The organism is Faecalicoccus sp. LCP19S3_E2 (assembly GCF_052121255.1).
GTDB lineage: Bacteria > Bacillota_I > Bacilli_A > Erysipelotrichales > Erysipelotrichaceae > Faecalicoccus.
Window position 1 is genome coordinate 23,190 of sequence record NZ_JBQKEP010000014.1, and the last position, 19,650, is coordinate 42,839.

Sequence of the window (19,650 nt, forward strand, 5' to 3'; positions counted from 1 at the left end):
AATTGTAGTAACAATACAGAGGTGTTTTTATGGCCGGTTTTATTACATTTGAGGATGTCAGAAAAACATATACAATGGGAGAAATCAAGATTCATGCGCTGGATGGCGTATCTTTTTCCATTGATCAAGGTGAGTTTGTCATTATCGCCGGTGCCAGTGGAGCCGGTAAGAGTACGATCTTAAATCTTTTAGGCGGCATGGATACTGTCACCGAAGGAAAGATCATCGTCGATCATCAAACGATCAGTGCCTATAACGAAAAAGAGCTGACACTGTATCGTCGCTATGATGTCGGTTTTGTCTTTCAGTTTTATAACCTGGTACAAAATCTAACTCTCAAAGAAAATGTAGAACTTGCCACACAAATTTGTAAAAATCCTTTAGATATAGAAGAAACCATACGATCTGTTGGATTGGAAGAAAGAATGGATAACTTTCCGAGTCAACTTTCCGGTGGTGAACAACAACGTGTTGCGATTGCCAGAGCACTAGCCAAAAATCCAAAGCTTTTACTTTGTGATGAACCAACAGGGGCTCTTGACTACAAAACAGGAAAACAAGTCTTAAAAGTCTTACAGGATACTTGTCGCAAACAAAAAAAGACGGTTGTTGTCATCACCCACAATCTTGCCTTAACGCCGATGGGCGATAAAGTCATCAAAGTAAAGAGCGGAAAGATCGACTCGATTGAAATCAATCCCTCTCCAATGGATATTGATCAGATTGAATACTGATGCCTGGAACGTTTTTAAAAAATATCTTCTGCGAGATCAAAAGCTCTTTTGGACGATTCTTTTCCATTCTTTCGATCGTTGCGATTGGAGTTGCCTTTTTTGCGGGCGTAAAAGCCTCCGCTCCCGACATGAAGTATTCTGCCGATCAATATTTTGACCAACAAAATTTACAGGACATTCAAATCTATTCGACCTTAGGGTTAACGAAAGAGGATATCGATGCGATTTCCAAAATAGAAGGTGTGGATCGCGTACAGGGCCTCTATACGATGGATGTGCTGACCAAAAAAGAAAATACACAATTGGTATTAAAGTTTTTCTCGCTTCCCGATCAGCAGGAAGTCAATACGATTCGTTTGGTGGATGGACGCATGCCGGAAAATGAAAATGAATGCTTGATTGAGGCTGCCAGTGCCACCAATACACTCTTTGGAAATTTAGAGATCGGTGAAAAGATCACATTGACCAGTGGCACTGATACGCCAATCAGTGATTCTCTGCAACAGGATACTTATACGATCGTCGGCACTTGTTATACACCAACGTATTTGAGTTATCAAAAAGGAAGCAGCTCGATCGGTTCCGGTACTTTAAACGGGTTTGTTTTCGTACCGGAAGAAAACATCAAATCCGAATACTATACAGAAGCCGATGTACTTGTCAAAGGTGCTAAAGTGTACAATTCCTACGATGAAGAATACTTTGATATCATCGATCCTGTGGTAAAAAGATTGGAAGACCTGGCCGATGGACAAATCAAGATTCGTTTAGAAGAAAGCCAGGCTGCTGTAGATGATGCCAAAGCAGAGTTTAACAGTGAAATTCAAAATGCACAGAATCAATTGGATGAAGCCAGTCAACAAATTGGAGATGGCAGTGCACAGATTCAACAGAGTGAACAAACATTGGCAGACTCCAAAGCACAGTTGGATGCCGGATGGAAGGAATACTATGCCGGTCAAAAGGCGTTAGAAAATCTGCCGACTTTAAATGCGGCGCTGGAACAGATCAATCAGGCCGAAGCCAATCTTCCGGCTGTACAGGAAGGACTTGCACAACTGCAAAGTGGTCTGGAACAAATACAGGCACAAAAAACACAGTTGCAGCCAACGTATGATCAAGCGCTTCAAATCAAACCGGAATTAGAAAAACAGCTGAAACAGCTGGAAGATCAAATTGCTTCTTTACCACCGGATTCTGAACTTTTAGATCCATTGAATCAAACTAAGGCCACCCTGGAAGAACAGCTGGCACAAATTGATCAAACAATCCAAGGCTATGAATATTTAGTAAATCAGGAACAATCCTTACAAACACAATATGCACAACTTCAAACGCAGGAAGCAAACATTCAACAAGCGATTCAACAAAAACCGGAACTGTTGGCAAATCGTGATGCCTTATTAGCTGCCCAAAGCCAGCTTGAGACAGCTTATAACCAGCTTGTACAAGCCCAACAACAATATGAAACTGGTTTAACACAACTGGAAAGTGCCAAACAAGATTTAGAAAGCGGACGCCAGGCGTTGACAGAGGGGCAGCAGGAGTTAGATTCTCAAAAACAGGAAGCACAAAAAGAAATCGATGAAGCCCAAAAACAAGTGGATGAATTGAACGGCGAATGGATGGTACTGGATCGTAGCTCCCATTACTCATACCGAGATTATGGCGCCTGTGCCGATCGAATGGATGGAATTGCTGCGGTATTCCCGGTCTTCTTCTTTATGGTGGCTGCCCTTGTTTGTATGACAACCATGACAAGAATGGTTGATGAACAAAGAAATGAAATCGGTACTTTAAAGGCTTTGGGATATTCTAAGATACAAATCGCCAGCAAATATTTAATCTATGCCCTGATTGCCAGCATTATAGGCTCCGCCATTGGATGTGCAGTGGGTATGATTGTCTTTCCAACTGTGATCTTTACCGCATGGAATATGTTATATAATTTAGAGACCATTCATTTCGCATCACAGCCAGGTTTGATTTTACTGGCCTCCGGTTCTGTAACCGGAATTACTTTACTGGCTACGATTTATTCGATTTATGCCGAACTCATGGAAGTTCCAAGCCAGCTAATGCGTCCAAAAGCATCCAAAGCCGGAAAGAAGATCTTATTAGAACGTATCAAACCTTTGTGGAATCGACTGACCTTTTTACATAAGGTCACCGCCCGAAATATCTTCCGCTACAAGAAACGTTTCTTTATGACCATCATCGGTATTGCCGGATGTTCGGCCTTGTTGGTAGCCGGATTTGGAATCAACGATAGTATTGGCGATATTGCCCAACAACAATATGGCAACATCTATCACTATAATGCCACGATCTCGGCCACTCAAGAAAGTAAGTTCTTAGCCGACCAGATTCAAGATTTAAAAGGTGTGGATGCTCTCTTTGAAGAACAACAATTCTCCGGTACAGTTAATATCGAAGGAGAGGATCAGACAGTCACTTCACACATCATTGAGGATTTAGATCATTTTGATGCGTTTACCACTTTAAAAACAATGAAGGATGATTCTTTATCTTTAAGCGATCAAGGTGTACTGATTTCTCAGAAGCTTGCCGATAAGTTAAATCTTGAAACAGGAGATGCTTTCCAAATCACCAGTGATGATAAAGATCTGGAAATCAAGGTCAGCGGCATCTTTGAAAACTATGTAGGTCATCATATCTATATGACAAAGGATTACTTCAACACACTCAGTCAAAGTATCGATGTGAATACGATCTACATGATCAAAACAAAGGATCAAAGTGAGAGCTTTGAAAAAGAATTAGGAAATCGATTAATGGAACTTAATGGCGTAGAAAGTGTTACTTTCTATTCATCCTTACAGAAAAACTTTACTGATATGATCAGCAGCATTTCCTTTATCGTTGTGGTATTGGTCATCAGTGCCGCCTTATTAGCCTTTGTGGTATTGTATAACTTAAGTAATGTCAATATCAGCGAAAGAGTCCGCGAAATCGCAACGATCAAAGTCTTAGGTTTCACAAAACGTGAAGTAAACCAGTATGTCAATCGAGAAGGGATCTTATTATCGATCATAGGTGCCCTATTAGGATTATTTATCGGTATCGGCCTTCATCATCTGATCATGAATTTAGCCGAAATGGATGATGTGATGTTTGGTCGAACGATCCTTCCACAATCTTATCTGATCAGTTTTGCGATGACCATGATCTTTACATTGATCATTAACTTCTTTATGTCCTTTAAATTAAAAAAGATTCAAATGGTTGAATCCTTAAAAGCAGTAGAGTAAGGCCCAAAGCCTTACTCTTTTCTATTCCAGTTCGATGACATTTTCACAGATGGACATGATATCCTTCTTGTGCGATACCACAACATAAGTTATTCCGTATTTTTTCGCATACTGATCCAATGCCAAAGCCAGGTTTGTTCCCGTATCTTCATCCAAAGCACTGGTTGGCTCATCCATCAATAAGATTGACGGTTTTCTTAGCAGCATACGCGCAATGGATATCCTCTGCGCCTGTCCACCACTGATCGAACCAGAATCAATGATCTCTTCTTTCTTTTCTGCAGCCAATTCTTCTAACTGACAAACCGATATGACTTCATGAATCTCTTCCAGGGAGTATTCATCTTCTAAGGTTATGTTGTTTATAAGTGTATCATGGAAAATCAATGGCTTTTGATCGACCGTCAAAATGTGTTGATAATAGCTTTCCTCTTTTATTTTCCCTATATCAATTCCATTGGCACAAATCGTCCCTTTTGAGCCATCCAGATAACGCATCATCAAAGAAAGTAAAGTCGATTTTCCACTGCCACTCTTTCCTTTGACTAAAAGGTGTTTACCTGGTTTGATTGTTAAATTGAAATTATGTAACACCTTCTTATCTTCATAAGAGAAAGAAACATCTCGCATTGTAAAGGATGTAATCGTATCGATTTCTTTGTTTGATGTTGACGGTTTTCTTAATAGAACAGTAATTCGTTTGGAAAGTTCAATGGCCGTTAATCGATTCATACGAACTTGGGCCACCTGTCGAATTGGCTCTTGAAGCTGTGAACTTAAGGCATACATACTTAATGCCTGTCCAATGCTCATCCATTGTAGAGATACAAAATAAAGACCTAAAACTAAACTTAAAAAAGGTAAAACCAAAGTCAAAATAATATAAATCGTCATATATTGTGACTGATATAAAGCCGCTTTCTCTTCTCTTTTTTGAAGCTTGTCTTTTAAGAATATGTTCAATCGATTCACAAACAAATTTTGTTTACATAAAGTCAAAATCACACGATGATTTTCTAGTCCCTCCATCAAAATATGACTTAATGTTTCCTTACATCGAAAGACTTTTTGATTCTCTTGGGAGATACATCGACTTAAAAGACCGGTGATCCCAAAACAAACCAGTACAAATACAATTAAAATCAATGCCAATACACCTTGTGTATAAAACATTAACCCTATACAAATAAGTAAGGTAAAGGATTGATAAATAAAGATGACCGGATTTACCGATACAATCTGCGCAAAAGAAACACAGTCATTTTGAAATAAAGAAAATATATTGGCTAAGGAATGTGTATTCCAATATGTAACCGGTTGTGTTAACACTTCGTTAAACATTTCTTTTAGAAACAAATTTTTTGCCCTGACAGGTATCTGATTAAAGAAATACTGGGATATAAAGCCGGTAACCGATAATACAATCAAAAAGATCATAAAGAGGAGTAATTGTTCTAGCGAGAAGTTACTTTCATGATTCTTTGATAAGGCATCTACAAAAGATTGAATCCATACGATCAGTGTATATAAAGAAACAGTGTAAAAGGCCAGAAAGAATGTTGTCAAAACTTGAAATGTTTTAATTTGTTTGATTTTAGCTTTTAATTGAGCATATACATTATTTTTATTTATAGTAAATATTGTTGCCATGAAATCTCTCCTTACAGCTTCACTGTATCAAAGCTTTCAAAAGAATAAAAAAAATTAGACATTTTCTTTTCAAAACGTCTAATTGTTTATGTATTGATTGAATAGTCTATTTTATTAAACTGATAATATCGACTTTTATTTCCGGTTTGTTGGGCAATCCAGAATAGTTCATCTTGTATGATCTTTTGTGCCAATTCAGGTGGATAAAAACATTGGATCACTTTTCGGCACTCAGTCCATAAATATTTTTCTAATTCCTGTAAAGAATCACCTTTATATTTCATTTCATAATATGTCAGTAAAACTTTCATGTCTTTTTCTGTTGTATCCGGTATAGGATGTTTATCCAGCACATAGGATGTAATGGTTTCCATATGATATAAAAAGAGTAAGACCGGTATGTGAAACTGAGGAATGTCTTTAAGTTGAATGAAATACGACCAGGCTTTCGTGTAGTTTTCTTGTTTGTAATAAAAGATACCTGTCACATATAACAATTCATAAGCATGAAAGGAATCCGCTGTCAATTGTTCATTCTTTTGAATCCATTCGCACTGTGTTACAAAATCTTCCGGTTGAATTGCCAGTAGTAAAAAGAGTTTGGCGATCCTAGCCAAATCATGATTCTTTCCCTTTGTGCTCTGCAGTAATTTTTCACATAATACCGATGCATCATAATATTGTTCATTTTTGATCAGTAAGAACAAATACTGACACTGATTGATTTCCGTTTTTAAGGAAAGATACGATACATCTTCTTTATACTGCATATAAGATTCATAGATTTTCCATAATACAAAATAAGAAACGATTTCTTTTAAGTCATCATGTAATAAAGGTAAAAGTTGTTTTGCATACGCTATGTCTTGTTTCTGCTCGATGCATTGAATGGCGCCGCTTAAAACGTATTGATAAACATCTGGGTTTATAATCTGCTCTTTTAATCCTTGGATTTCTTGATCAAACAGACTCCATTCTTGTTCACAAAAAGCATTCCATAAGCCATCCAAGGATATAGGATTCTGTGAATCATAGTCATAAAACAAACCAACTCTTTCCAATAATTGATCATAATATTCACTTTCAGATAAGGGTTCTTTTTGAAGTTTATAATATGTTTGTTTTGAACAAATGCCATCAATTATGGCATCAATGGTGAAATTATTTTGCTTTCGAGAAAATTCAATCACCTTTCCTACATACACTTTTTCTTGATTGGGAATATCGATTCTTCGCATACAAACCCTTTCTAACAGATTAAATGACTCATTTGTTAAACTGTTCATTTATTGTTTATATTATAGGCCGTGAAAATGAAAAAAGCTATGAACTTTCGTTTTTCTACTCATTCATAGCTAATTGTGATTACTTAGTTTTCTGTGATTTCGACGATACGCATCATGTTGGTAGCGCCGTGTCCTTCCGGATAACCGGCTACAACAATGATGAAATCACCATAATGACATCCTTTCATCAAGGCAATGTTTTTAGCCAAATCTACATCGTTTTCACGTGTATTCTGGATATCGCTGAAATATGGCTCTACACCAAAGATTGGAAGCATAGCTCTTTCCGTAACTTCATCGAAACATACACCGATGATTGGAGCTTGTGGTCTAAAGCGTGCTAAACGACGAGCTGTTAGACCACTCTGTGTAAAGGCAATGATGCATTTGATATCCAACGCAATGGATGTATCAGCAGCACTGACACCAATGGCATCGTTCAAAGAATTACGTGAAGTACGAATTCCTTGTTTTAAACGTTGCTGATAAGGAATCATAGGCTCGATCGCATCGGCGATACGGTGCATTGTCTGTACACATTCTACCGGATAATGACCGGCAGCACTTTCTCCTGACAACATGATACAGTCTGTACCATCCATGATCGCATTGGCAACATCACTGGCTTCTGCTCGTGTTGGACGTGGGTTTTCCTGCATACTTTCCAACATATGTGTAGCTGTGACAACTGGTTTACCTAATTCATTGGCAATTGAGATGATCTGTTTCTGATAAATCGGAACCATTTCCAGGCTGACATCAACACCTAAGTCACCACGGGCAACCATGACACCGTCACTGACTTCCAAAATATCACGCAGGTTATCAAAACCTTCCTGGTTTTCGATCTTAGGGAAAATCTGAATGTTGTCTTTTCTTTCAGAAATCAAGATCTTACGAATGGCCAATACATCATCTTTACGGCGTGTAAAGCTGGCTGCGATATAATCCACATCTTGTTTACATCCAAAACGAATATCAGCTTCATCCTTTTCCGAAATGAAAGGCATACTTAATACAACACCTGGCAAGTTACATCCTTTACGGCTCTTTAAGAAGTGAGGGTTTTCAATACGTCCCTGAATCTCATCTTCTGTTACTTCCAGAATCGTCACTTTTAATTTTCCATCATCCATTAAGATGCAGTCACCGGCTTTTACGTCGTGGAAGACTTCCGGACACCGCAGTGTAAACTGTTCATGTGTTCCTTCTACTTCCTTTTTAACGATTTTGACAACGTCACCTTCGTTAAACTGGCAGCCGCCATCTTTAAAATCACCTAAACGAATTTCCGGACCTTTTGTATCCAACAAGATACCAATAGGTTTGTTCAATTCTTTAGATACCTCACGAATCAATTTGATTCGATTGCCGTGTTCTTCATAACTTCCATGAGAGAAGTTCAAACGGGCAATGTTCATACCGGCCAAAACCAGTTTCTTCAAAGTTTCCTTATCTTCACTGGCCGGACCGATCGTACAAATAATTTTTGTCTTCTTGTCACTAATACACATAATTTTTTTCGATTCCTTCCTTTTTTCCTTCTAAACTAATCGTTCAAATAAGTTTTGTAATGGCTTACGAGATTCAGCAGGCATGCTCAGTGCCTTTTCGATCGGGTAAGATACGATCTTATTGTCGCGAATGCAGACACAATGTCCTCCAATGCCCTGCATTAAAAGATCTACTGCTTTTTCTCCCATTTGAGAAGCCAACATACGATCATATGGACATGGTGAACCACCACGCTGAATGTGGCCTAATACAGTTGCCCTTCCTGAAAAACCTGTATTCAATGTCACTTTCTTGGCAAACTGATCGACATCGGTGATCTTCTCGGAAATCACGACAATCGCATGTTTTTTCTTTCGTATAATATCCAAATCGCGTAAGCGATCCAAAACGTCATTTTCATCAAAACCGGTTTCACTGGTCACGATCATATCGGCTCCGGATGCGATTCCTGACCAAAGGGCCAGATCTCCACAACGGTTTCCCATAACTTCAACAATAGAACAGCGATGATGAGAATTTGATGTATCACGCAGTTTATCGATTGCATCGACAACGGTTTCCAATGCCGTATGGAATCCAATCGTGAAATCTGTACAGGTGATATCGTTATCGATCGTACCCGGCAAACCAATACAGTTGATTCCCATTTCTGTCAACGACAAGGCACCACGATACGAACCGTCCCCTCCGATAACAACAACGGCCTCAATGCCTCGTTTGGAAAGCTGATGAATGGCCTTGCGGCGAACTTCCTCATCTTTAAACTCCGGTAAACGGGCCGATCCAAGAATCGTTCCTCCGCGGTTGACAATCTCACGAATCGTTTCGCGAGTCATCGGTTCAATATAGCCCTCTACCATTCCTTTGTATCCATTATAGATACCGAATACTTCAAGGCCACTGTTCAAACCGACTTTTGTGACAGCTCGTATGGCTGCGTTCATCCCCGGCGAGTCTCCTCCTGAGGTTAAAATACCGATTCTTCTAACCATATGTATTCCTCCTAAGAACAATCTTTAACCATTCTATAGCACTTTAAATATAACACAATGCCCGTCGAAAAAGAAGAAAAAAAGCTGTTAAGTTTTTATGAAATTTGGATTGTAACAGAATTGAAAAATGTAACTGTTTTCAAAATGACCAACCACAAAAAAGACCGTTTTTTAACGGTCAAAATAACGTGATAAGAATTGTTTTGTACGCTGGTGCTGCGGTTTTTCAAAAATCTGCTGCGGTGCTCCTTCTTCGGCAATGACTCCTTTGTCCATAAAGATCACACGATCACTGACATCTTTGGCAAACTGCATCTCATGGGTCACAATAGCCATTGTCAAGCCTTCTTTGGCTAGTGTCTGCATAACTTCTAAAACATCGCCAACCATTTCCGGGTCTAACGCAGATGTTGGTTCATCAAACAATAAGACTTCCGGATCCATACATAAAGCACGGGCAATCGCCACACGTTGCTTTTGTCCACCGGATAAACGTGTCGAACTGGCATCGGCAAAATTCTGCATACCGACTTCTTCCAGGTGCTGCATGGCAATTTTTTGTGCTTCTTCTTTCGAACGCTTTAAGACTTTGATCTGGCCGATCATACAATTTTCTAAAACGGTCTTATTCGCAAATAAATTAAAGCTTTGAAAAACCATTCCCACTTTGGAACGATAGGTTGTCAAAGGAAGCCTGCCACTTAAAATATCTGTTCCTTTATATAAGATGTTTCCGCCATCCGGAATCTCCAACAAGTTGATACAGCGAAGAAGCGTACTTTTTCCCGAACCGGAGGATCCGATAATCGTAACCACTTCTCCTTTATTGATTTCAAAGTCGATATCGTTTAAAACTTGAAGATCCCCAAAATGTTTTTTCAAATGTTGTACCTGAATGACTGTTTCCATACAAACCTCCTATGCACAGTTTTCCTTGATTGTTACTGTCTTTGTCTTGTTGATTTTTCTTTCCACAACATTCAGGATCAATGTTGCGATCGTTGTTAAGGCAAGGTACATCACCATTTCCAAAAAGTAAACTTCGGCAAATTTCATGTTACTTCCGGCTACCGAAGAAGACTGGAAGTAAAGCTCTGTTACCTGGATCGCATTTAACATACAGCTGTCTTTGATGTTGACGATCAGCTGATTTCCAATCGTCGGGAAGGTGTTTTTAATGGCTTGCGGAAAAATAATGGAAACCATCGTTTGAAACGTTGTCATCCCCAGGGATTTTGCCGCTTCACTTTGTCCGGCATCGATCGACTGAATACCACCACGAATGATTTCTGCCATATAAGCACCGGTATTAACCGAGATGATGATCAAACCGGCCGAGAAACCTGTCCATCCTAAAATAGGACGAAGCAAGTAGAAAAAGAACAAGGCCTGTACCATCATCGGTGTGCCTCTAAAAAACCAGACATAGAATCCTACGATCCATTTCGCAAGCTTCTTTAAAATCTTAACAGGAAATGAATCCATGGGATCTTCCGGAATTGCACGCAAGGCTCCGGTTATCAATCCCAGGATCAGCCCGACAACCGTACCAACGATTGCGAATAAAAGAGTATTTTGGATACCGTAAGAAAACAAGCTCCAATTCTCTATAAATATTTCATATGCCCTTCCAAAATCGATACTCATGGATCATCAAACCTTCCTATTCTTCGGTTGGTGCGTTTTCAACCGCAGTTTTCATATATTCATTTCTTGTATCTTGACTGATGGAATCTAATGCGTCCTGTACACTCTTGAAGAAATCAGAATCGCGTGTTCCTTCTTTCAATCCAATTGATACGGTCGTATCTACATCAAATCCATGTCCTTCTGCAAACTGTACGATCGCAAGTCCTGGATTGGCGGCTACAACACCTTCGGCAACCGGCATTTCCGCTGTTATACCATCGGCTACTCCATTTTGTAGAGCGGCTACTAATTCTGGATACGTCGCAAGTGGTGTCTGATGATCAACACCTTCGATTTGATCGATAACGGTATCATAGTTGGTGTTTTTCTGTCCGATGACTTTATGACCGGAGAAATCCTGGATATCTGTATAGCCGGCCATTTCACTGTCCGCACGAACGATCATGACCATTCCTTCACTTTCGTAGTAAGGTGTCGTAAAGTCGATTCCTTCTTCACGCTCATCACTGGCTGTCATACCGGCAACGATCGCATCAATTTCTCCAGAATCCAAAGCAGGCTGAAGACCATCCCATGAAATTTTCTTCACTTCTAATTTTTGACCTAATTCATCGGCAATGGCTTGTGACATCATTACATCGTATCCATCACAATATCCTCCACCGCCGCTGATCTCAACGGCAGAGTCGGTTTGGGCATCGGATGTTTGCCAGTTAAATGGCTGATATCCACACTCCATTCCTACGGTAAACGTGTCATCATTGGCACTGTCTGTACCACTTGAACAACCGGCCAAAGCCAATGTTCCAACGGCTAATGCTGCAAGTAATTTTTTCATATCTCTTTTCCTCCTAATTTAGGTTGAAAATAGAAAAGACCATATGTGTTATCCATATGGCCTTGGTTCTTTCGCCTTTAAGATAACCCCTCTTCTTGCGAAGGAGTGCATTGAGTATTTCCCAAAGCCCCAAGAAATGACATTGCCATATCATTTCCTTCGGCGATGATTACCTTTCCTGTATTTCACAGCCCGCCGGCTCCCTACAGTACTCTGACGCATCGCTACCTCTATCTTCAACTAATTTACTTGTATGTGCTCATTATAGGCAGATTAGAAAAGGTTGTCAACCTATTTACTTCCTTTTCTGCACGAACGTCCTTTTAAGTCGTATAAACAATAGATTTCCTATCGTTTACCACTATAAAGAAATATGGAAGAACTGTCCAAAAATACTGTTGGTATCATAGACCATCGGAATATCTGGAAAAATAAAAACCATACGATAAATATAATAGACAATCATACAACCGGCCCACATCCATAGTAACCGCTCTTTCCACTTCCTCTTTTTTTTGATATGGCAATAGAAAATCAACAAGCCAAAGACCATTGTAGGAATTAACATCGCATGATAAAACAAGGAAGCCTGTAGATTTCCCTGAAGCAGATAATATAAACTGGTCGTCATATTACAACCGGGACATGGAATCCCAAAGATTTTTTGGATAGGACAATATACACCGATAAAAAGAAGAAACAGGAGCAATACGAAAACAGCCCCTGTCACCTTGATAATCTTTTTACTCATTTCCGTAACGACAAATATCGTTTAAAGTGCTTTGGCAAATGGCCATGGAAATAATACCTAAGCCTAAGAACGGAAGAACTAACATGATAATACTGTTATCGGAAACTCTATATCCATTATCAAATTCTAGCTCACTTAACACTTTTCCGGCTTTCCAGTAAAAGTAAATACCGTATAAACCGCATGTAATCAATGATAACAGTACGACAATTCCCGGCTCTCCAGGTCCAGATTTATTTTGTGCTCTACAACATTCATTGACATCTCTTGCCAAGGTATATAACCAATAGTAATAATAAATGCTGCATGTCACAATGCTTAAGACAATGGACAATCCAATGCTTCTTTCTGAAATATAGATCGGCTTTTTTGTAAAAGTTTGATGCGCACTCTCCTGTTTAGGTGCTTCCGGCATCACATAAGAAGCAAGTTCTGTATCTTTTAAACGCTTCCAGTCAGCCATCCCAGTTTTCCATACAAACGTATTTCCATAAATTTGATGGGCCTGAATCAAGCCTTTCATCTGTTCCACTGTATAAGGACCATTTTGTTTATTGTTGGCATCGACAAAATACCATTGATCTCCTTCCGGCTTTACATCTGGTGTCGGAAGATATTCTTTTAATTCCGTATCTTTTAACTTCTGCCAGTCAGCCATTCCGGCTTTCCATACCAAAGTTTCTTCTTTGATCTGCGCATCACGAATTCGTTCAATCATCTGCTCCAGTGTAAAAGGTCCAGCCGATTGACTTTCCCTGACATAATACCATTCTTCCGCTTGTGCTTTTTCTTCTTCCGATTCAACCGGTTCTTCCTGAGTGATCGTTTCTTCTTTCGTTTCCTCTACTTCTTCCACGACATCTTGCACCGGTTCTTCCGCTTCTGTTGTTTGATCTTCTTCGATAACTGCTTCTACAACTTCTACCTTTTCTTTTGCGGATGGTGTTTCTTCGACAACATCATCGGTCGGCACAGGCGCACCACATTCCGGACAAAACTTAGCATTTTCCGGAAGACTATTTCCACATTGTTTACATTCCATGTTCACATCTCCTTAAAGTTTATTTTGATTAAACAAATTATACCTTATTTTAACTAAATTACAATCTCGGCCTTGGTTTTGAACGAAGGCAGGCGCAGAAAGCAGATATGACCCAACAAAATCCTAAACTCATTAAAGTTCCGCACATATCCACTATAACATCGTCCATCGTACTGATCCTTCCGATGACCATACTTTGATGAAATTCATCAAATAGCGCATAGCCTAAACAAATCAATAAAGATAAGATGATCTTCCAAAGTCGGGTAATTCCGGCAATAGAAAAAGTTATATACAATAAAAGCGCAAGAAAGAAATACAAACTGAAATGCGCAATATTGCGAATGGTCTGATACCAGTTATCCCCATCCGGAGAAATCGCTTCAATCAAAGATTGAAGTCCATAGTGAAGCTTCTGTCCTATTTCTGTTGAATCCATGTATTCATGAACGTTTTCCTTGATGATTTCCTGTACATTGGCACTGCGTTGTCCGGAGGCGTATCCATCTTCACTTGACAACGTATAGATGATAAACATCAATCCCACACAACATAACGTAAACAGAAAAGAAAACAAATACCGTATTTTTCTATTTTTCATAGGTGACAGTATAAGCACGAACTGTAAGATGAATTTAAAATGAATATGTTAAATTATGGTGTAAAAAAAGCGGAATGCTCCGCCTTTCTAATATTCTATCTTTTTGATGCGTCCAAAACCGATGGTTCCCTTTCCTACATGCGATAAGATGACTGTTTTAAAAGAGTGCTGCTGTACCGGTTGACCGATAGCCTCCTCCAACATCTTTTTACAGTCTTCGCTTTTCTTTGGATCAAAAGCATCGATAACCATCCAGATATAATCCTCCGGATTCACATCCTTTGTCACGACTTCGATTCCTTTTTGATAAGCTTTCTTTAAGGTGCGAACCTTATCTTCTAAATCAATAGCACCATGACGAATATTCAATAAAGGAACGATCTTCAATAATCCTGCTATGGCGGCAGCAGCCGGTGAGATACGACCTCCTGCTTTTAATGTATCCAGCTTTTCCGGAATCAGCACAGCCAAAAGCTCACCTTCGTTTTCAATCTTTTCCTTGATCTGTGCACAGGTATATCCTTTTTCAATCATCTCTTTGACCATCTGCATCATGATCACCGTTGGATAACATACAAATTCACTTTGTACAACCGTTACTTTTCCTTCATAGTTTTTTGCCAGCGTGATTGCCGTTTTGTTGGTGCCGGATAACGCATTGGTTAAGGGAAGATAAAACACCTCATCGTGTGTTTTCAACAAATCATCCCACATTTTGATCATATCACCGACAATTGGCTGGGCCGTTTTTACACTTTTTTGTTCTTCCAACGCCTCCAACACTTCTTCATCGGTAATTGTTTCTGCTTCCATGTATTCCTTTCCATCTACGATAACAGGCATACGCAAAACATGAAGGTTTAGTTCTTTTGCCTTTTCTTTGGTAATATCCGCACTTGAATCGATCATTAATGCAACTTTCTTCATGGTCTAACCTCCTTGATGTCTGAAAAAATGTTTTTCGATATAGTTGGCTACGCCATCATGGTCATTGTCAAATTCTGTGATTTCATCCGCTATGGCCTTGGTATCATCGCTTCCGTTACACATACAGATGCCCCTGCCACTTACTTCCAACATCGTATTGTCGTTGGTCGTATCGCCAAAAGACCAAATGTTTTCCAATCCAAAATCATACAGATCAGCCAGCTTTTTAACGGTATAGCCTTTTGATATACGACGATCGGCAAATTCCAACAGCGTTGTCTGTGTCTTAAACGCCTTATAATAAGGATTGGGATGTTCATTAAAATACTTTTCGGCCTTCAGAGTATCTTCAGTACTCATACGAAACATAATCTTCGCATTATCATAAGCATATAACTCGGCATCACTTTCGATCACGTGGATCGGTTTTTGTGAGGTCACAGCTGAATGCTTCATCGCTTCATCGATCCTTTGTGCCACCAGCTTGCCATCCAAATAAATGAACGCATTGGCTTCAAAGGGATGCATAGCCTCCAGGATTTCCTGGATCCATTCTTTTTTTAACTTATAGTAATCGTATTGCTTCTGATAAATTTCATCCCACAGCTCACTGCCGTTCATACCAATTAAAAACTCAAAAGGAAAGGAAATTCCCCATCCTGTCGCATAGCGCTGCAGTTCATCGACCGGTCTTCCCGAAGCCAGGCCGAAATACACACCTTGCGCATGCAGCTTTTCAATCATATCTTTCGTACGAGGGGTTAATTCCCTCTTTGAATTGATCAGCGTACTGTCAATATCACACAAAACCAAACGTAGTCTATTTGTTTCCATGAAAGAAGTATATCACAACTGTAAATTGTTTTTCTATGGACTAATTGCGAAAAGTGTCTAATTCATTTCTTGTTTTTCTTTATCGTAAAAGAGCCGTAAAATCTTTTAATACTTCTGAAATATGAATTTGTTGCGGACAGACTTTTTCACAACTATGACATTGTATGCAGGCACCAGGCCCTTTATCTTTCAAGGTAGAAACAACCATAGGGGCAATAAATCCTCCCTGACTAAAGGCATGTTCATTGTATAAAGATAATAATTTTGGAATATCCAGTCCCTGTGGACAACGAGAAGTACAATAACGACAGGAAGTACAAGGAACGACGATCTTCTTTGTCATCTCTTCTACGATAGAAAACAGGACTTCTTTTTCCGAATCGTTTAAAGGTTTTTGTGTTGACCACGTTTCAACGTTTTCCTGCAGCTGTTGCATATTCGACATTCCGGAAAGAACCATCTTTACCTGTGGTATGCTCTGTAAGAATCGAAAAGCCCAGGCCGGTATGCTTTCCGTAGGACGAAGCGCATGTAAGCGACTTTCATATTCCGGCTTTAACTGGGCAAGCTTGCCACCACGCAAAGGCTCCATGACCCAAACATCAATACCGTATTGATCCAACAGTTCCACCTTTTTTCTGGCATGTTGAAATTTCCAATCCACATAATTGATCTGCAGCTGACAAAACTCCATATGTTTTCCGTAAGCCTTTAAAAATCTTTTTAATACCGGCATTTCTCCATGACAGGAAAAACCTAAATGACGGATTCTTCCCTGTTCCTTTTGTTTTAAAAGATAGTCTAAAATTTGATATTGCGGATCGAGATACGCATCGATATTTTTCTCACAGACATTATGAAATAAATAAAAATCAAAGTATTCTGTTTGACACTTTTGTAGTTGTTTAGTAAAGATTTCTTCAACATGTGGCATATTATCTAAATCATATCCGGGAAATTTGTCAGCCAGAAAATATTGCGAGCGATCAAATTTCTTTAAAGCATTGCCTAATACAATTTCACTTTGGCCTCCATGATAGCCCCATGCGGTATCAAAATAATTGATACCGTGTTTGATCGCATAGGCTACCATTTCATTGACTTTGTCTTGATCTGGTTGATTCTCTTTTCCCTCTAAAGTGGGTAATCGCATTGCACCTAAGCCTAAACCGGATAATTTCACTCCTTTAAAATCATGTGTAATCAAGATGATCCCCTCCTTTATTTATCTTCCGTTTTATTATAAAACCAATTGCAGTCGTCTACCAATACCTGTTTACTATAGCCGATAATGCATTTTGCATATACAATAGACACATGAATATATTTGTATGCATTCTCATCACTTTTGCGATAGTAGGTTTACTCGATAAACTTCAAAATGGAAAATGGGGATTGGCCGGATGTATCGACCAGGCTTTAAATACTATGGGCAATCTCTGCCTTTCCTTATTAGGATTTTATTGTCTGTTTGTCACTTTATCCGACCAGTTAGACCTTTCCTTTTTACGCTTACATCCTTCCAGCAGCGTGATCATAGGCTCTTTATTGGCACCCGATCTAGGCGGTCTGCCGCTGATTCAAAGCTATATTCATGATCCTGCCACCTTTTTTCTAACCGGTGTCTTTTTAACAAGCACGTTAGGATGTCTGATCAGCTTTCAATTTCCTATATTTCTAGGTCAATTAAAGCCAAAAGAACACCCTCTTTTTATGGAAGGTGTTACGTATGGCTTATTAGGACTCATTCCTATATTGCTGCTATTGTCCTTACAAATTGATCTTGTCCTCTTGATTCCACTATTTTGTATCTATGGACTCTTATTTTTAGGATTATGGAAGAATAAAAGCTTGCTGCTGAGGCTTCTTCAGTATTTTGCCAAGGGAATTGAAATCATCGGTCTTCTTTGTTTTGGAATCGTACTTCTCTCTTATTTCTTCCATCTACCTTTTGTATCTATGAATACTTTACTTGATGGATTATTGCTTGTCTTTCAAATCACAATGATTGTTGCCGGCTCGCATGTGTTGTGTCAACTCATTTTACATTATGCCAAAAAGCCACTACAGAGCTTTGCAAGGTTTTGCGGTATCGAAACAATGACCTTAATTGGATTGTTGCTTTCTTTAGGTAGTTCCATTGCGATCTTACCATTGTATCCGAAAATGAGTCCGGAAGGCAAAAGAATCAACGCTGCCTTTTGCGTTAGCGGTGCGTATGCCTTAGGAGGACAAATGGGTTTTATTGCGGCCATGACAGATACAAAGACAACCTTTTTCTTTATCGTATTTAAATTGACAGGTGGGCTTTTGGCCATCTATCTAACCAAAAGAAAAAGCCAGAAATAAATTCTGACTTACTCCTGCGTAAACATCGGTGTAGAAAGATAACGCTCTCCGGTATCCGGCATTAAGGCCACAATACGTTTTCCTTCATTTTCCGGGCGTTTTGCCAATTGAATGGCTGCATATACGCTGGCCCCGGAAGATATTCCCACCAATAGTCCTTCTTTTTGGGCAATGGCACGACCTGTGTTATAGGCATTTTCGTTAGTAACAGTAATGATCTCATCATAGATCTTTGTATTTAACGTGTCCGGTACAAAACCAGCTCCAATTCCCTGGATGCCATGTGGGCCGGCTTTCCCTTGTGATAATACCGGTGAGCCTTCCGGTTCTACCGCAACGATCTTTATATTCGAATTCTTTTCCTTCAAATATTTTCCGGTACCGTTGATTGTTCCACCGGTTCCAACACCGGCTACAAAGATATCGATCTTTCCATCCGTTTGTTCCCAAAGTTCCGGTCCGGTTGTTTCATAATGTGCCTGTGGGTTTTCCAAATTGGTAAACTGACTTGGAATCAAAGAATTCGGTGTACTTTCCTGTAGTTCTTTTGCCTTGGCAATGGCGCCCTTCATTCCCTGGGCACCTGGTGTTAAGACAATCTTGGCTCCATAAGCCTTTAAAAGATTTCTTCTTTCTACACTCATTGTCTCCGGCATGGTGAAGATAGCTTTATATCCCTTGGAGGCACAGACAGAAGCTAACCCGATTCCTGTATTTCCACTGGTTGGTTCAATGATCGTAGCTCCTTCTTTCAACAAGCCTTGTTCTTCGGCTTTTTCAATCATTCTTTTCGCAATACGATCTTTTACACTGCCAGCGGGATTAAAAAATTCCACTTTCGCCAACAACTGCGCCTTCAATCCTTGTTCCTTTTCCAGATTGGACAGTTCCACTACCGGTGTATTTCCGATGAGCTCTGTAACATTTTTGTAGATAGTCATATGTATGCCTCCTTTATCAATACCTATCTTTATAGTAGGGATTATAACAAACTTTTCAAAATTGTCAAAAGAACTGCCCTATGGCAGTTCTCGTTACTTCATGATTTCTTTGATCTTTTGGGCAATGCTTGAAGCATCCAAATGATAATGGGCTAATAAGTCTTTTGGTTTGCCGCTTCGTCCAAAACTGTCCTGCATCCCCATCATGTACTGACGACATGCCAGTCCATACGGTGCCAGGGTTTCCGCTACCGCTCCGCCCAGGCCG

At 39.5% G+C, this 19,650-nt stretch carries 17 protein-coding genes and 1 riboswitch; of the genes, 3 read left to right on the forward strand and 14 right to left on the reverse strand.

Going from position 1 to position 19,650, the window contains the following annotated elements:
- The first annotated feature begins 29 nt into the window (after positions 1-29).
- Both ACTQX6_RS10785 and ACTQX6_RS10790 read left to right on the forward strand, forming a co-directional pair.
- On the forward strand, positions 30-734 hold the full coding sequence (locus tag ACTQX6_RS10785) for an ABC transporter ATP-binding protein (RefSeq protein ID WP_117446910.1): 705 nt from the start codon (positions 30-32) through the stop codon (positions 732-734).
- Positions 734-4,006 carry an FtsX-like permease family protein gene (locus ACTQX6_RS10790; RefSeq protein WP_294688329.1) on the forward strand — a complete coding sequence of 1,091 codons (3,273 nt, stop codon included), beginning with the start codon at positions 734-736 and terminating at the stop codon, positions 4,004-4,006. Before ACTQX6_RS10785 ends, ACTQX6_RS10790 begins: the two co-directional genes overlap by 1 nt.
- Before the next feature lie 21 nt (positions 4,007-4,027).
- On the opposite strand, the gene ACTQX6_RS10795 is transcribed toward ACTQX6_RS10790, so the two are convergent.
- The 13 genes from ACTQX6_RS10795 to ACTQX6_RS10855 form a co-directional block, all read right to left on the reverse strand.
- Positions 4,028-5,656 carry an ATP-binding cassette domain-containing protein gene (locus ACTQX6_RS10795; RefSeq protein WP_168966319.1) on the reverse strand — a complete coding sequence of 543 codons (1,629 nt, stop codon included), beginning with the start codon at positions 5,654-5,656 and terminating at the stop codon, positions 4,028-4,030.
- Between the two features lie 86 nt (positions 5,657-5,742).
- Positions 5,743-6,942, reverse strand: a complete 1,200-nt coding sequence (locus ACTQX6_RS10800; RefSeq protein WP_294688331.1) for a hypothetical protein — start codon at positions 6,940-6,942, stop codon at positions 5,743-5,745.
- A gap of 83 nt (positions 6,943-7,025) precedes the next feature.
- Positions 7,026-8,456: a pyruvate kinase gene (pyk, locus tag ACTQX6_RS10805; RefSeq protein WP_168966315.1), complete on the reverse strand. Its 1,431-nt coding sequence runs from the start codon at positions 8,454-8,456 to the stop codon at positions 7,026-7,028.
- 30 nt (positions 8,457-8,486) lie between these two features.
- Positions 8,487-9,449, reverse strand: coding sequence for a 6-phosphofructokinase (gene pfkA, locus ACTQX6_RS10810; protein WP_022790446.1), 963 nt, complete (start codon positions 9,447-9,449; stop codon positions 8,487-8,489).
- 171 nt (positions 9,450-9,620) lie between these two features.
- Positions 9,621-10,358, reverse strand: a complete 738-nt coding sequence (locus ACTQX6_RS10815; protein WP_294688337.1) for an amino acid ABC transporter ATP-binding protein — start codon at positions 10,356-10,358, stop codon at positions 9,621-9,623.
- Positions 10,359-10,367: 9 nt separating this feature from the next.
- On the reverse strand, positions 10,368-11,096 hold the full coding sequence (locus ACTQX6_RS10820) for an amino acid ABC transporter permease (protein ID WP_294688339.1): 729 nt from the start codon (positions 11,094-11,096) through the stop codon (positions 10,368-10,370).
- A gap of 16 nt (positions 11,097-11,112) precedes the next feature.
- Positions 11,113-11,937, reverse strand: a complete 825-nt coding sequence (locus ACTQX6_RS10825) for a transporter substrate-binding domain-containing protein (RefSeq protein ID WP_022790449.1) — start codon at positions 11,935-11,937, stop codon at positions 11,113-11,115.
- Positions 11,938-12,012: 75 nt separating this feature from the next.
- Positions 12,013-12,178: riboswitch (Lysine riboswitch) on the reverse strand.
- Between the two features lie 120 nt (positions 12,179-12,298).
- Positions 12,299-12,688, reverse strand: coding sequence for a DUF2752 domain-containing protein (locus tag ACTQX6_RS10830; RefSeq protein ID WP_294688603.1), 390 nt, complete (start codon positions 12,686-12,688; stop codon positions 12,299-12,301).
- The gene (locus ACTQX6_RS10835; protein WP_294688605.1) at positions 12,681-13,730 is read right to left on the reverse strand and encodes a GYF domain-containing protein; all 1,050 of its coding nucleotides are present in this window, start codon (positions 13,728-13,730) and stop codon (positions 12,681-12,683) included. Before ACTQX6_RS10835 ends, ACTQX6_RS10830 begins: the two co-directional genes overlap by 8 nt.
- 58 nt (positions 13,731-13,788) lie before the next feature.
- Positions 13,789-14,331, reverse strand: coding sequence for a VanZ family protein (locus tag ACTQX6_RS10840; protein ID WP_294688607.1), 543 nt, complete (start codon positions 14,329-14,331; stop codon positions 13,789-13,791).
- A gap of 87 nt (positions 14,332-14,418) precedes the next feature.
- Positions 14,419-15,258 (reverse strand): DegV family protein, encoded by an 840-nt coding sequence (locus tag ACTQX6_RS10845; protein ID WP_195222601.1) that lies wholly within the window; start codon positions 15,256-15,258, stop codon positions 14,419-14,421.
- A 3-nt stretch (positions 15,259-15,261) separates the two neighbouring features.
- Positions 15,262-16,092 carry a Cof-type HAD-IIB family hydrolase gene (locus ACTQX6_RS10850; protein ID WP_294688608.1) on the reverse strand — a complete coding sequence of 277 codons (831 nt, stop codon included), beginning with the start codon at positions 16,090-16,092 and terminating at the stop codon, positions 15,262-15,264.
- A 79-nt stretch (positions 16,093-16,171) separates the two neighbouring features.
- Entirely contained in the window at positions 16,172-17,299 is a 1,128-nt protein-coding gene (locus ACTQX6_RS10855; RefSeq protein ID WP_117446898.1) for an aldo/keto reductase, read from the reverse strand.
- A 110-nt stretch (positions 17,300-17,409) separates the two neighbouring features.
- On the opposite strand from ACTQX6_RS10855, the gene eutH reads away from it, so the two are divergent.
- Complete coding sequence (eutH, locus tag ACTQX6_RS10860; protein ID WP_195223183.1) at positions 17,410-18,441, forward strand: ethanolamine utilization protein EutH; 1,032 nt, start codon at positions 17,410-17,412, stop codon at positions 18,439-18,441.
- 8 nt (positions 18,442-18,449) lie between these two features.
- On the opposite strand, the gene cysK is transcribed toward eutH, so the two are convergent.
- Positions 18,450-19,382: a cysteine synthase A gene (gene cysK / locus ACTQX6_RS10865; protein WP_441657515.1), complete on the reverse strand. Its 933-nt coding sequence runs from the start codon at positions 19,380-19,382 to the stop codon at positions 18,450-18,452.
- Positions 19,383-19,650: the final 268 nt, after the last annotated feature.